13 protein-coding genes are annotated in these 13,620 nt (G+C 72.2%); 10 read left to right on the top strand and 3 right to left on the bottom strand.

Annotated features, from left to right (window positions below):
* The first annotated feature begins 10 nt into the window (after positions 1-10).
* The 5 genes from OG782_RS30395 (at position 11) to OG782_RS30375 (ending at position 6,083) form a co-directional block, all read left to right on the top strand.
* Entirely contained in the window at positions 11-730 is a 720-nt protein-coding gene (locus tag OG782_RS30395; RefSeq protein WP_406456399.1) for a FadR/GntR family transcriptional regulator, read from the top strand.
* A gap of 242 nt (positions 731-972) precedes the next feature.
* Positions 973-1,974 (top strand): acetylxylan esterase, encoded by a 1,002-nt coding sequence (locus tag OG782_RS30390; protein ID WP_406456397.1) that lies wholly within the window; start codon positions 973-975, stop codon positions 1,972-1,974.
* A gap of 30 nt (positions 1,975-2,004) precedes the next feature.
* Positions 2,005-3,288 carry a GDSL-type esterase/lipase family protein gene (locus tag OG782_RS30385; RefSeq protein ID WP_406456395.1) on the top strand — a complete coding sequence of 428 codons (1,284 nt, stop codon included), beginning with the start codon at positions 2,005-2,007 and terminating at the stop codon, positions 3,286-3,288.
* 68 nt (positions 3,289-3,356) lie between these two features.
* Positions 3,357-4,793 (top strand): exo-alpha-sialidase, encoded by a 1,437-nt coding sequence (locus OG782_RS30380; RefSeq protein ID WP_406456393.1) that lies wholly within the window; start codon positions 3,357-3,359, stop codon positions 4,791-4,793.
* Between the two features lie 99 nt (positions 4,794-4,892).
* Positions 4,893-6,083 (top strand): FAD-dependent monooxygenase, encoded by a 1,191-nt coding sequence (locus OG782_RS30375; protein ID WP_406456391.1) that lies wholly within the window; start codon positions 4,893-4,895, stop codon positions 6,081-6,083.
* A gap of 15 nt (positions 6,084-6,098) precedes the next feature.
* Here OG782_RS30375 and OG782_RS30370 read toward each other — a convergent pair whose 3' ends face one another.
* Positions 6,099-6,782 (bottom strand): ABC transporter ATP-binding protein, encoded by a 684-nt coding sequence (locus OG782_RS30370; RefSeq protein WP_406456389.1) that lies wholly within the window; start codon positions 6,780-6,782, stop codon positions 6,099-6,101.
* Positions 6,779-7,903 carry an ABC transporter permease gene (locus OG782_RS30365; protein ID WP_406456387.1) on the bottom strand — a complete coding sequence of 375 codons (1,125 nt, stop codon included), beginning with the start codon at positions 7,901-7,903 and terminating at the stop codon, positions 6,779-6,781. The genes OG782_RS30370 and OG782_RS30365 overlap by 4 nt, the downstream gene beginning before the upstream one ends.
* Positions 7,904-8,019: 116 nt before the next feature.
* On the opposite strand from OG782_RS30365, the gene OG782_RS30360 reads away from it, so the two are divergent.
* Entirely contained in the window at positions 8,020-8,610 is a 591-nt protein-coding gene (locus tag OG782_RS30360; protein WP_406456385.1) for a TetR/AcrR family transcriptional regulator, read from the top strand.
* 33 nt (positions 8,611-8,643) lie between these two features.
* On the opposite strand, the gene OG782_RS30355 is transcribed toward OG782_RS30360, so the two are convergent.
* Entirely contained in the window at positions 8,644-9,339 is a 696-nt protein-coding gene (locus tag OG782_RS30355) for a FadR/GntR family transcriptional regulator (protein WP_406456383.1), read from the bottom strand.
* A 150-nt stretch (positions 9,340-9,489) separates the two neighbouring features.
* On the opposite strand from OG782_RS30355, the gene OG782_RS30350 reads away from it, so the two are divergent.
* The 4 genes from OG782_RS30350 (at position 9,490) to OG782_RS30335 (ending at position 13,613) form a co-directional block, all read left to right on the top strand.
* Positions 9,490-10,449: a dihydrodipicolinate synthase family protein gene (locus OG782_RS30350; protein WP_406456381.1), complete on the top strand. Its 960-nt coding sequence runs from the start codon at positions 9,490-9,492 to the stop codon at positions 10,447-10,449.
* Complete coding sequence (locus OG782_RS30345) at positions 10,446-11,411, top strand: ROK family protein (protein ID WP_406456379.1); 966 nt, start codon at positions 10,446-10,448, stop codon at positions 11,409-11,411. The genes OG782_RS30350 and OG782_RS30345 overlap by 4 nt, the downstream gene beginning before the upstream one ends.
* Complete coding sequence (locus tag OG782_RS30340) at positions 11,408-12,088, top strand: N-acetylmannosamine-6-phosphate 2-epimerase (RefSeq protein WP_406456377.1); 681 nt, start codon at positions 11,408-11,410, stop codon at positions 12,086-12,088. The genes OG782_RS30345 and OG782_RS30340 overlap by 4 nt, the downstream gene beginning before the upstream one ends.
* Positions 12,089-12,152: 64 nt before the next feature.
* A complete protein-coding gene (locus tag OG782_RS30335) occupies positions 12,153-13,613 on the top strand; it encodes a sialate:H+ symport family MFS transporter (RefSeq protein ID WP_406456375.1) in 1,461 nt (486 codons plus the stop codon).
* Positions 13,614-13,620 lie beyond the last annotated feature (7 nt).

The raw sequence follows: 13,620 nt of genomic DNA, 5'->3' as shown, positions 1-13,620 counted from the left end.
GAGTTCACATATGTCCGAAACGAGGCCCGGCCGGCAGCTGCTCCGGCAGGAAGTCGTCGACGGCATCAAGCGGTACATCCTCGAAAAACGGCTCCGCCCCGGGGACCCGCTGCCCACTGAGCCCGCCCTGTGCGAGGCCCTCGGCGCCAGCCGCTCCAGCGTTCGCGAGGCCGTGAAGATCCTCAACGCGCTGGACATCGTCGAGGTCCGCCACGGGCACGGCACGTACGTCGGCCGGCTGAGCCTGTCCGCACTGGTGGAGAGCCTGACCTTCCGGGGGCTGCTCTCCCCCGACGACGACTTCCAGGTGATGGCCGACCTGGTCGACGTGCGCGAGCTCTTCGAGCGCGGGATGGCCGACCGGATCGTCTCGCTGCTCTCCCCGGAGCAGCTCGACGCGCTGGACGGCCTGGTGGCCACCATGCGCGAGACCGGGGCCCAGGAGGGGCACGGCTTCGTCGACGCCGACCGCGCCTTCCACGCCCTGCTCGTCGCCCCGCTGGGCAACGACCTGATCGGCCAGCTCTCGATGGCCTTCTGGGACGTGTACGCGATCGTCGCGCCGCATCTGGACGGGTTCACGCACGCCGACGAGACGGCGACGATCGCGGCCCACCAGAACATCGTGGACGCCGCCCGGGCCGGCGACATCAACGGGTTCATCAAGGCGCTCGGCGAGCACTACGCCCCCGTCAGGCGCCGGATCTCCGAGGCCCGGGCCCGGGGCTGAGCCGGGCCGCCGGCGCCGGCCCCGGGCCGAGCCGTCGAACCGTCTTCCGCCGCACTCCGGGCGGCGACGACCGTTCGACGACACGACCCGGGGCCGGCACGACCGGACCGGCGAACCCTTGACGGCCCCCGCGGCAGATGCCTAGGGTCCGTGTGCCGACAGGACATCTGACGTCATCCGTCTGATGATCAGTGCTTCACCTTGCACATGGCACTCCCGCCGCACCCCAGGAGGGCACCTCCATGCCGTTGACGGACCTCTCGCTCGCGGACTGCCGCGACTACAGGCCGACGCTGCCCGTTCCGGCGGACTTCGACGTCTTCTGGTCGCGGACCCTGGACGAGGCCAGGTCCTGTGCGGCGGACGAGCCGGCCTTCACCGAGGTGGAGACCGGGCTCACCCAGGTCCGTACCTACGACGTGACGGTGCCCGGCTTCGGCGGGCAGCCGGTGCGCGGCTGGCTGCGGATGCCGGCCGGTGCGCAGCGGCCGCTGGGCTGCGTCGTGGAGTTCCTGGGCTACGGCCGCGGCCGGGGTCTCGCGCACGAGAACCTGCTGTGGGCGTCGGCCGGCTACGCGCACCTGCTCATGGACACCCGCGGGCAGGGCTGGTCGGCCGCCGGCGGCGACACCGCCGATCCGCACGGCGGGGCGGCCGGGGTCGTACCCGGTTTCCTCACCCGGGGCATCGAGAGCCCCGAAACGTACTACTACCGGCGGCTGTTCACCGACGCGGTGCGCTGCGTCGACGCGGTGCGCGGTCACCCGGCCATCGATCCGGACCGGATCGTGGTGACCGGGGTCAGCCAGGGCGGCGGGATCGCGCTGGCCGTCTCGGGGCTCGTGCCGGGGCTGGCCGGGGTGATGCCGGATGTGCCGTTCCTCTGCAACTTCCGTCGCGGGGCCGAGATTTCGGGCCGCCCGCCGTTCACCGAGATCGCCGAGTACATCAAGCTCCACCGCGACCGCGCCGAGACCGTCTTCTCCACGCTGTCGTACTTCGATGCCGCACTGCTCGCCACCCGGGCCACGGCACCCGCCCTGTTCTCCATCGCGATGATGGACGACATCTGCCCGCCCTCCACGTGCTTCACCGCCTACAACGGCTACGCCGGGCCCAAGGACGTGAGGATCTACGCGTTCAACGGGCACGAGGGCGGCGCGGAGTACCAGCAGCGGGAGCAACTGGCCTGGGTGCGTTCCCTGTTCGCAGGCCTGCCGTCGGGGCAGGCCGGCCACTCCTGACCGGAGGCACCTTCCGTGCGCAGACGATCCATGCTTCTTGCCGCAGGCGCGGCGGCCCTGAGCACCCAGCCAGGCGGCCGCGCCTTCGCCGCCGCTTCGGGCAGCGGCCCGATCCTGGACCACGACACCCCCGTGGACCTGGACGGCAGCGAGTACGTCGACCTGTCGAACCAGGCCGGCGCACTCGCCCCGCTCACCACGGGAACCATCGTCGTCACCTTCCGCACCACCAGCCACAACGAGGCGATGACGCTGATCAGCGCCTCGGACCCCACCGCCCCCTCCTCCAACATCACGCTGAACCTGAGCGGCGGCGCCCTTCAGTTCTCCGTACGGGAGAAGGGTGCGGTCCTTATCAATGTCATGACCAGGACACGTTACGACGACGGGCTGCGCCACACCGTCGCCGTCACCGTCGGCCCCACGGGCACCAAGGTGCACGCCGGCGGGCGCGCCGTGTTCGACACGGCCCAGCGCTCCTTCTTCGGGAACGTGTCCAGGCCGACCGCCCTCACCCTGGGGCGCAACACCGACAGCGACCACCCCGGCGGGGAGTGGTTCTTCACCGGCACCATCGAGCGGGCCGCCGTCTGGGACCGGGTGCTGAGCGAAGCCGAACTGGTCGCGCAGTGCCCGCGCCCCGAACTCGCGGACCAGGGCCGGATCTCCACCATCCTCAACAGCAACACCCCGGCCACCTGGGTCATCACCGGTGACAGCATCACGCACGGCGCCCTGCACACCAACGGCTGGCGCAGCTACCCGGAGCACTGGACGGAAAGGGTCCGCTGGGAGCTGGGCAAGCCGAAGAACCGCGACTTCGTCATCGATTCCGGGGTGAGCGGCGCCACCAGCGCCGAACTCGTCGCCCAGTTCCGCGAGCGGGTCACCGCCTTCTCGCCGCAGGTCGTCTCGATCATGATCGGTACGAACGACATCGCGACGTCGGGCCTGGGCCCGGACGTCTACCGGGCCAACCTCGTCTCCCTCGTGCGCTCGGTGAGGGCCCTGCCCGGCTCCCCCGTACCGGTGCTCCAGTCACCCAACCCGGTCGATCCGGCGAAGTGGCCGGGCCGGGTGAACCTGTCGCAGTACGCGCAGGTGATGGGCGAGGTCGCGGCGCAGGAGAGCGTCCTGTTCATCGACCACTACAACGACTGGCTCGACGGCGACGGCGGCCAGGTCCCCCTGACCCTGCTCAACGACGGGCTCCACCCCAACGAGCGGGGCCACCACCGCATCGTCCTCAAAATGATCAAGGACCTGCGGATCTTCGACGCGAGCAGCCGGGTCTGCTCCCTGCACATCCCGTAGTCCCGGCGCCTCCCCCCTGTCTCCCACCCTTCGAGAAGCACCACCCCTTCCGAGAAGAGAGATCGTCCATGCAGCGAACTGTCCCTGTCGCCCTGCTCGGTGCCGCCCTGCTGGTGGTCACCACGACCGGCACCGCGCAGGCCGCGGCACCCGCCCCCGGCACGCTCACCTCGCAGGACCTCACCGTCGACGGCGTCGGCTCCCCCCACTACCGCATCCCGGCCCTGACCACCTCGGTCAAGGGCACCGTGCTGGCGGCGTACGACGCCCGGCCCACCCTCGGTGACCTGCCGTCCAACATCGGCATCGTGCTGCGGCGCAGCACCGACGGCGGTACGACCTGGCAGGCGCAGCAGGTGGTCCGCAAGGACGCCGCACCCCAGGGCTACGGTGACCCGAGCCTGCTCGTCGACCGGACGACCGGCCGGATCTTCCTCTTCTACGCGGCCGGCGTGAACCAGGGCTTCTTCGGTTCGGCCACCGGCAACGACGAGTCCGACCCGAACGTCCTTCAGGCCGACTACAGCTACTCCGACGACGACGGGGTGACCTGGACCCACCGCCGGATCACCAAGCAGATCAAGGACCCCGCCTGGGGCGGGATGTTCGCGGCGTCCGGCGAGGGCATCCAGCTGCGCAACGGGGCCCACAAGGGCCGGCTGATCCAGCAGTACGCCATCCGCAACAACGGCGCCAACTACGCGGTCAGCGCGTACAGCGACGACCACGGCGCCACCTGGAAGATGGGCACGCCGGTCGGCCCCGGCGGCGACGAGAACAAGACCGTGGAGCTGAACGACGGCACGGTCATGCTCAACAACCGCTCGGCGCCGTACCGGACGATCGCGTACTCCACCGACGGCGGGGCCACCTACACCCCGTTCGTCCAGGACACCGAGCTCCCCGACCCGGCGAACAACGCCTCCGTCATGCGCTACGCCCCCGACGCCCCGGCCGCGAACCCGCAGTCCTCCTGGCTGCTGTTCAGCAACACCGAGGCCACGTCGCGCAAGAACCTCACGGTCAAGATGTCCTGCGACAACGGGAAGACCTGGCCGATCAAGAAGGTCGTCGACGCGGGCGCATCGGCCTACTCGACCCTGACCCGGCTGCCCGACGGCCGGCTCGGCCTGCTGTACGAGCGGGGCAACTACGAGCACATCACGTACTCCTCGTTCGACCTGAAGTGGCTCGGCGGCACCTGCGCCGACATCACGATCACCCCGCCGGCCGCCCTCAAGGCGGGTGCCGCCGCCGAGGTGACGGTCCGGGTCGTCAACCGGATGGACGTGCGCCGCAGCGCCGGCACGGTCGACCTGGCCGTGCCGGCCGGGTGGACGGCCACGCGGACCGCGATCCCCGCGCTGAGGCCCGGTGAGGGCGCCAACATCAAGGTCCCGGTCACCGTGCCCGCGGGCACGACGGGGAACGCCACGCTGACCGCCACCTACTCGGCGGACGGGAAGCAGGCATCGGGCAGCGCGACGGTGACCGTCACGCCGTAGCCCGGACGAAGGCCCTGCGTCCAGCCGCCACGGGGCGGTTGGACGCAGGTTGCCGCCACGCCGTTCAATGGGCGCCACACACAGTGACCGGAGAGGGCGGTGGCGGACGTGGCGGGAGCCGGATTACGCATCGGGGTGGTCGGCGGGAGCGTCGCCGGCTGCGCGATGGCGATCGCCGGGGCCGGAGCCGGGGCCGAGGTCACGGTGTACGAGCGCAGCGACGGGGCGCTGGAGGACCGGGGGTTCGGCATCGTCGTCCCGCCGCCGCTCCACGCCGAGCTGGTCGCGGCCGGGTATCTGGACGCCGGTATGCCGACGGCCCCGGTGCCCTCGCGGGTCTGGCTGACCCGGGAGCCAGGGCGGCATCAGGCGCGTGAACTGGCCCGGCAGGAAGCGGCGGTGACGCCGTGCCACTGGGGTCTGCTGTGGCGCACACTGCGTGCGAACGCCGAGGGGGTGACTTATCACCGGGGCCGCCCCGTCACCGAGGTGCTGCGCCGGCCGTCGGGCGGCGCCGTGATCCGTACGGCGGATTCCGAGGAGCGGTACGACATCGTCGTCGGGGCGGACGGACCGCGGTCCGTCACCCGGGCGGCTGTCGCCCCGGAGGTGCGGCCGGCTCCGGCGGGGTACGTGGTGTGGCGCGGCACCCTCCCGCTCGACGCGTTCACCGGACACCCGCAGCAGCTGGAACTGGTTCGAACTGCCTGGATCACGCTGGGATTCCGTGGCGGGCACGGCGTGTTCTACCTGATCCCGGGCGCCCTCGACGGGTCCCGGCTGCTGGCCTACGCCATCTACGGCACCCCTCCCCCGCCGTCGTGGACCGCCGGGCGCGAGGAGTACGTGCGGCGCGTCGCCGAGGAGCACTTCCCCGCGGACTGGGCCGAGATCGTCGGCCGGGGTGCGCATACCTCGCTGGCCTGCCACGACGTCGCCGACTTCCATGTGCCCCGGGTGGCGAAGCCGCCGTTCCTGCTGGCGGGGGACGCCGCGAGCATCACCAGACCGCACACCGCGAGCGGCGCCACGAAGGCCTTGCAGGACGCGCTCTGCCTGGAGCGAGTGCTGCGCGCGTCGTCGTCGGCGGACGGGGCGCTGCACCGGTACGCGGACGAGCGGTCGGCCGAGGGCGCCCGTCTCGTCGCCCTCGGCCGCAGGCTGGGGCACGCCATGGTCGAGCGGACGCCGGACTGGGCCTCGATGGGGGCCGCGGAGGTGGCGGCGTGGTCCCGGGCCACGCTGGACGGCGCGGACAGCTATCTGTACGGCGGCGGCCGGCGGCAGTGACGTCGAGGGTCTGATTCAGCGGCCTGCCGGTGCCGCGCCGGCGGTCAGTGCGGCCATGTCCACGACCCGGTCGGCGGCCTCCGCCACGGCCGGGTCGTGCGTCGCCACGACCGTGACGCAGTTGTCCTGGTGGGCCCGTTCAGCGAGGAGCGCGGCCAGGTCACCGGCCTGGGAACGGTCGACAGCCGCCGTCGGTTCGTCGATCAGCAGCAGCTTCGGCGAGAGGAAGAGCGCACGAGCCAGGGCCACACGCTGGCGTTCGCCGCCGGAGAGCTGTTCGGGGCGGTGGCGCAGGCGATGGCCGAGCCCCACCCGGGTCAGGGCCTCCCCGGCCCGGGAGCGGTGCGCGCGGGGGCGTTCGCCGCCGATGTACACCGCGGCAAGCAGCTGGTCGGTGGCCGTGAGGCCGGAGAGCAGGTTGCCGCTCTGGAACATGTAGCCGATCCGTTCCCGGCGGGCCTTGGCGCGCCGGGCGTCGGAGAGCCCGGCGAGGTCCTCGCCGTCCAGCAGGACCTGGCCCGCGGTGGGCCGAAGCAGCGCGCCCGCGACGGCGAGCAGCGTGGACTTGCCGGAGCCCGACGGGCCGACGAGAGCCGTCATGCGGCCGGGTTCGAAGGTGACGTCGAGGCCGTCGAGGACGGTGGTACGGGCATCGGCGCGGCCGAACGTGACGGTGACGCCGTTCAGTTCGAGGCTCATCGGTTGGCTCCCAGCATGGTCAGCGGATCGGCTCGGGTGACCCGGCGCAGGGTCAGGGCGGTGCCCGCGAGGCCCACGGCCGCGACGGTGCACATGGTGACGGTGAGAGTGGCGGCGGGCAGGCTGAACGGCACCTGTTCGCCGACCAGCAGCCCGACCGCTCCGGCGAGCAGGGCGCCCGCGGCGGTCCCCAGGGCGACGACCAGGGCCGCCTGGAGAACGGTGTGGGCGAGGAGCCGCCTGCGGGAGGCGCCCATGGCGCGCAGCAGGGCGAGTTCGGGCTGCCGCTGTACGGTCCACACGGCGAAGAAGGCGCCGACCACGAGTGGGGCGATCAGGTAGAGGAAGACCTGGATCGAGTTCATGGTGACGCGCTCCCCGGTGTAGCCGGGGGCCGCCTCGTACGCCTTCTCCTTGGAGAGCGTGGTGGTGGAGTACCGCGCGTCGAGGGCGGCGGTCGAGGCCCCGTCCGGCGGGGTGCGCAGGGCGAGGGCGCTGAACTGGCCGGGGATCGCTGCTGTCGCGGACGCCGGGGCACCGGGGGTGCTGAAGCGGATGCGCTGCCAGGTCCTCAACGGGACGTAGGCGACGGGCACATGGCCGTAGCTTGAGCGCTCGGTCCGTCCGACGACGCGCAGTTCGATGCCGAGCCGGTCGATGACGAGGGTGTCACCGACGCGGACGCCCTCGTCGGCGAGCTTGGCGGACATCACCATGCTGTCCGCCGCCGCGCCGCCGAGACCGTCGCCCTCGGATACCGAGGGGGCGAGGAAGGAGTCGGGCTCGACGCCGAAGGCGGCGAGGTCGACCTCGGCGCCACGGTTCGTCGTGCCGCGGGTGATGGCGACCCCCAGCGGAGTCGTCTCGGTGTCCGCGTCCTCGCTCCACCCGGCGGCGGTCTTCTCGTCGAGGAGGCTGCGGGCGAACTGGTCGGACCGGGCGTCCGAGGAGAAGACCAGCTGCGAGGCGGGCAGGCGGCGCAGCGCGGAGATGGTGTCGTCACCCAGGCCGGTGGTGAAACCGGAGACGATGCCGACGAGTGCGGCGACGAGCACCACGACGGATCCCATGAGCAGGAAGCGCCCTCGGGCGGCGCGTAGCTCCAGCAGAGCGAGGAACACGGCGGTTCCCTTCGATGGATCGATGTTAGGGACAGTGCGTCGCTAACATAGATGATGGCGACGCGACGTCCCTAAGTGGGGGCCTGATGCACCGCGGGGACTTCTAGACTGGGCCGGTGCCCAGGATCAGAGCCGCGACGGTTGCCGAGCACCACGCCCAGCAGCGACTGGCCCTGGTGCGAGCGGCACGTGAGCTGCTGGAGAGCGGCGACGCCGATGCCGTGACCTTCACCGCGATCGCCAAAGCCACGGGCCTCGCCCGCAACAGCGTGTACAAGTACTTCCCGGGCCGCCCCGAGCTGCTCGCCGCGGTCGTCGAGGACGCGATGCCCCGCTGGACGGACGCCATCCGGGCCGGCATGTCGGCGGCCGGCACGCCCGAGGAGAAGATCGCCGCCTACGTGTCGTCGCAGTTGGCCCTGGTACGCGGCGGGGAGCACCGGATCGCCCAGGCGCTGGCCGGGGTACGGGACGCGGCGGTGGTGCGGGAGAGCGCGGTGCGGGCCCACCGGGAGCTGCTCACCCCGCTGATCGACGCGCTCACGGAGCTGGGCGAGGAGGATCCGCGGCGCACCTCGCTGCTCCTCCAGGGAATCGTCAACGCGGCCACGACGGCGATCGAGAACGGCGACGACCCGGCCGCGGTGACGGACCGCGCGGTACGCATGGCCGTCACCGCGATCACCGGGACGATCCCGGGACAGTGAGAGCGCCGGCCGGTGCCGGGCCCGGCACCGCGTCTACGGGACCAGGGCGGGCTCGAGGCGTTCGCGGATGCCGTCGAAGTGGGTGCGCATCGCCCGTACCGCGCGTTCGCCGTCGGCCGCCGCGACCGCCGCGACGATCTCGCGGTGCTGGACGCAGGTGACCAGCGGGTCCTGGTGGCCGTCGTCGAAGTCCTCGCGCACCCGGTCCATGGCCGCCCAGAACGCGTCGAGCACCTCGCTGAGCAGGTGGTTGTCGAGCGAGGCGTACAGCGCGAGGTGGAAGGCGCGGTCGGTGGAGCGTGCCACCCGGCCGGTGACGGCCTCCTCCTCCATCTTCGCGACCAGGGCGCGCAGCACCCCGATGTCCTCGTCCGGGACACCGGCCGCGACGGCCCCGACGAGCCCCGCCTCCAGTGCCTCGCGCACCTTCATCAGCTCGGCGAGACCCGGCTCGCCCTGGCGGTGGCGGACAGCCGCGCGGAAGGCGAGCCCCTCGGCGAACGGTGACAGGGACAGTGAGCCCACGAAGGTGCCGTACCCCCGGCGGATCTCGACGACGTTGACCGCCTGGAGCGACTTGAGGGCCTCGCGCACCGAGACCCGGCCGGCTTCGAAGAGCTCCATCAGCTCGGTCTCCGTGGGCAGAGCGTCGCCCGGCGCGAGCCGGCGCTCCAGGATCAGTTCCTTGATCCAGCGCTCGATGTCCTGAGCCATGGTGGGCCGCGCCACAACATCCTCCTGAGGTGCCGTTGCCCCTTGACCGGTTGCAGGAGCATCTGTTTAAGGTGAGCCAGACATAGGACATCTTACGTCTCACGTCTTGATCCGGGTAGCCGCTCAGGCCACGGATCAGTGTCCCGATCAGCTGGAGCCCTCACCATGCCTCTGACCGCACCCTTGCGCGGCGTCGTCCCGCCGGTCTGCACCCCGCTCACCTCCCGCGGGGAGGTCGACACCACGTCCCTCGTCCGGCTCGTCGAGCACCTCATCGGCGGGGGCGTGCACGGACTCTTCGCGCTCGGGTCCACCAGCGAGGTCGCCTACCTCACCGACGAACAGCGCGCCACGGTCCTGGAGACCGTCGTCAACGCGACCGACGGCCGCGTCCCGGTCCTGGCGGGTGTCATCGACACCACGACGGCGCGCGTGGTCGAGCACGCCAGGTCCGCCGCCGAGCTGGGCGCGGACGCCCTGGTCGCGACCGCGCCGTTCTACACCCGCACCCACGCCAAGGAGATCGCCGGTCACTTCCGCCGGCTGCGCGCCGAGGTGGACCTGCCGCTGTTCGCGTACGACATCCCGGTCGCCGTGCACAGCAAGCTGTCCGCCGCACTGGTCCGCGAACTCGCCGAGGACGGCACCCTGGCCGGTCTCAAGGACAGCAGCGGCGACGAGGGCGGGCTGCGCAGGCTCGTCGTCGAGCTCGGCGGCCGCGAGGGCCGCGCGCACGGGCCGGTGCCGGAGTTCAGCATCCTCACCGGCTCCGAACTGACCGTGGACGCGGCGCTGCTGGCCGGGGCCGACGGTGTCGTCCCCGGTATCGGCAACGTGGACCCGTCCGGCTACGTACGGCTCTACGAGGCCGCGCGGGCCGGGGACTGGACGCTGGCCGCGAAGGAGCAGGAGCGGCTCATCGAGCTGTTCGCCATGGTCGACGCCGGCCCGGAGGCGGACATGGGCCGCAGCTCCTCGGCGCTCGGCTCGTTCAAGTCGGCGCTCCAGCTGCTCGGGATCATCGAGTGCGGCGACACCGCGTTCCCGCAGATCCAGCTGTCCGCCGAATCCGTCGCGCTCGTCTCCGGACGGCTGCGCGACGCCGGTCTGCCGCCGGTCCGATGACCGCCCCGACGCAGCAGGCACCGGCCGGACGGCCCGTCGTCGGCCTCGACCTGGGCGGCACGAAGATCGCCGCCGCGCTCCTGGGCGCGGACGGCACGGTCCTGGCCCGGCACAGCCGGCCCACCCCGGCCCAGCAGGGCGCCGCAGCGGTGCTCGACGCACTCGCGGCGGCCGCCTCCGAGGTCGACCCGGGCCGAAGCGCCGAGGTGCTCGGCATCGCGGCAGCCGGGGTCATCGACCCCCGCAGCGGCATGGTCACCAGCGCCACCGACTCCATCCGCGGCTGGGCGGGCACCCCCCTGGGGGCCGGACTCGCCGACCGGACCGGATACGCGGTGGCCTGCGACAACGACGTGCGCGCGACCGCCGGGCCGGAACTCGCCGCGCTGAACGCGGAGACCGGGGGCCACGGCTCGCTGCTCTTCGCGGCCATCGGCACCGGAGTCGGCGGCGCCATCGCCGTCGACGGCCGCATGCTGCACGGCGCGTCCGGCATCGCCGGGCACCTCGGCCACCTGCCCAGCCCCGAGGCGGCCGGGCTGCCCTGTACCTGCGGCGCCACCGGTCATCTGGAGGTCATCGCCTCCGGACCCGGGATCGCCGCCCACTACGAGCGGCTGACCGGCGCCCCCGTGGACCGGCTGGAGACCGTCGCCGCGCGCGCCGCGCAGGGCGACGCCCACGCCGTCACCGCCATCACCACCGGTGCGGCCGCCGCCGGCCATGTCCTCGGCGGGCTCGCCAACGCGCTCGGCCCCGACCGGGTCGTCGTCGGCGGCGGGGTCCCGCGGATCGGCCCGCTGTACGAGGACGCCCTGCTGGCCGCCCTCGCCGCGGAGCTGATGGGCCCCCTGCGCGGGCTCGTACCCCGGGCGCCGCTCCTCGGCCACGACGCGGCCGTGCTCGGCGCGGCCGCCCTCACCACCACCCTTCCCCTCCACCACCCGGGAGCTCTTCGATGACCGCACAGGAACTGACCACCATCCTCCAGGGCAAGCTGATCGTGTCCTGCCAGGCACCTCCGGGCGATCCGATGCGGGAGACGTCCACCCTGGTCCGGCTCGCGCTCTCGGCGGTCGCCGGGGGCGGCGCCGCGATCCGGGCCAACGAGCCGGAGGTCGTCGCCGCGATCACCGCCGTCGTCGATCTGCCGGTCATCGGCCTGTGGAAGGACGGCGACGTCGGGGTGTACATCACGCCGACCGTCCGGCACGCCCTGGCCGTGGCCGAGGCCGGCGCCGCCGTCGTCGCCGCGGACGCCACCGACCGGCCGCGCCCCGACGGCTCGACGTTCGCCGAGCTCGTCGAGGCGGTCCACGCAGCCGGCGCCCTCGTCATGGCCGACGTCTCCACCCTCGCCGAGGGCGTCACCGCGGCCGCGCTGGGCGCCGACTTCGTCTCCACGACCCTGTCCGGCTACGTCCCCGGAACCCCGAAGCAGACGGGCCCCGATCTCGATCTGGTCTCGGCGCTCTCCGCCGCCATCGACGTCCCGGTGGTCGCCGAAGGCCGTATCAACACCCCCGGGGAAGCGGCCGAGGCCCTGGCACGCGGCGCCCACAGCGTCGTCGTGGGCACCGCCATCACCGCTCCCACGGCCCTGACCGCCCGTTTCGTGGCAGGCATCACCCGGCCCTGACCTGTTCCAACCCGCGGGACGGCTGTTCAAATGACCGGGCGCCGTCCCGCACCCTGGAGTCACCGTGCACGCCACAACACCCCCCGCACTCCCCTGGTACCGCCAGGTCAGCCGCACCCAGTGGAAGTCGTTCCTCGCCGCCTGGATCGGCTATGTACTCGACGGCTTCGACTTCGTGCTGATCACCCTCGTACTGACCGAGATCAGTGACGAATTCGGCCTGAGCACGGTGCAGGCGGCCAGCCTGATCTCCGGCGCGTTCATCACCCGCTGGCTGGGCGGGGCCGTGCTCGGCGCCATCGGCGACCGCTACGGCCGCAAGCTCTCCATGGTGCTGAGCATCCTGCTGTACTCGGTGGGCACCTTCGCCTGCGGGTTCGCGTGGAACTACACCAGTCTGTTCGCCGCCCGGCTGGCCATCGGCATGGGCATGGCCGGTGAGTACAGCGCCAGCTCCACGTACGTCATGGAGAGCTGGCCCGCCGCTCTGCGCAACCGGGCCAGCGGCTTCCTCATCTCCGGCTTCTCGGTCGGCTCGGTGCTCGCCGCCCAGGTCTACGACTGGGTGGTGCCCTCGCTCGGCTGGCGCTGGATGTTCTACCTGGGCCTCGTCCCGATCGCGATCGCGCTGTGGATGCGGCGCGCGCTGCCCGAGGCCGAGGAGTGGACGGAGTCCGTCGCGGACCAGGGCGCCAGGCCCAACCCGTTCCGGCCGCTGTTCCTCACCCGCGCCCGGGCCACCGTCAACACGGCCCTCGTCGTCGTCGCCACGGTCTCGCTGTTCCTCGTCTTCACCCCGGGCGGAACCGGCCTGGTGCCGGTGCTCTCGGTGATCGCCGGTCTCTCGCTCGCCGCGTTCGCCGTGCAGCTGGGCGGGAAGCGCAGCTGGGTGCTGTACCTGTCGATGATCGTGACGCTGTTCTTCGCGTTCCTGTACTCGTGGCCGATCCAGGCCCTGCTGCCCACGTATCTGAAGACGGAACTGGGCTACACCACGGACCAGGTCACCGACGTCCTGTACTTCGCGGGCTTCGGCACCATGGTGGGCTGCTGGACCGCCGGGTTCCTCGGCGACCGGATCGGCACGAAGAAGGCGTACGCGCTGACGCTGCTGGCCTCGCTCGCCTTCGTCTATCCGGTCTTCGCCGTGCAGAACAACCTGATGCTGCTCGGCATCCTGCTCTTCCTGCTCCAGGCGACGAGCTTCGGCATCTCCGGGCTGCTCCCCCGCTACATCGGCGGGCACTTCCCGACCAGGAGCCGGGGTGCGGCGCTCGGCTTCACGTACAACGTGGGCGCCCTCGGCGGGGCGGTCGCCCCGGTGCTCGGGGCGCATCTCGCCTCCGGGATGGACCTGGGGCAGGCGCTGGCCGTACTGACGTTCGCGGGCACGGTGATCGTGGTGCTGCTGGTCGGCTTCGACGTCCCCGCGCGGCTGAACCGGCTGACGGACCCGGACGGCGAGCGGGACCACCTGGCGCAAGCCCGGTCCGGGGCCGACGAGCCCGTGTACGCGGACCGGTAACCGGTGG

The sequence above is a fragment of the Streptomyces sp. NBC_00876 genome (assembly GCF_045207435.1).
Classification (GTDB): domain Bacteria; phylum Actinomycetota; class Actinomycetes; order Streptomycetales; family Streptomycetaceae; genus Streptomyces.
The sequence above is the reverse complement of the archived record's forward strand: the minus strand, read 5'-3'. Positions and strand labels throughout refer to the sequence as shown.

Excerpts from the sequence above, each read along its gene's own strand:
- OG782_RS30350 (WP_406456381.1), top strand. The coding sequence starts at position 9,490 with ATGCCTCTGACCGCACCCTTGCGCGGCGTCGTCCCGCCGGTCTGCACC.
- OG782_RS30385 (WP_406456395.1), top strand. The coding sequence starts at position 2,005 with ATGCTTCTTGCCGCAGGCGCGGCGGCCCTGAGCACCCAGCCAGGCGGC.
- OG782_RS30395 (WP_406456399.1), top strand. The coding sequence starts at position 11 with ATGTCCGAAACGAGGCCCGGCCGGCAGCTGCTCCGGCAGGAAGTCGTC.
- OG782_RS30370 (WP_406456389.1), bottom strand. The coding sequence starts at position 6,782 with ATGAGCCTCGAACTGAACGGCGTCACCGTCACGTTCGGCCGCGCCGAT.
- OG782_RS30340 (WP_406456377.1), top strand. The coding sequence starts at position 11,408 with ATGACCGCACAGGAACTGACCACCATCCTCCAGGGCAAGCTGATCGTG.
- OG782_RS30345 (WP_406456379.1), top strand. The coding sequence starts at position 10,446 with ATGACCGCCCCGACGCAGCAGGCACCGGCCGGACGGCCCGTCGTCGGC.
- OG782_RS30390 (WP_406456397.1), top strand. The coding sequence starts at position 973 with ATGCCGTTGACGGACCTCTCGCTCGCGGACTGCCGCGACTACAGGCCG.
- OG782_RS30380 (WP_406456393.1), top strand. The coding sequence starts at position 3,357 with ATGCAGCGAACTGTCCCTGTCGCCCTGCTCGGTGCCGCCCTGCTGGTG.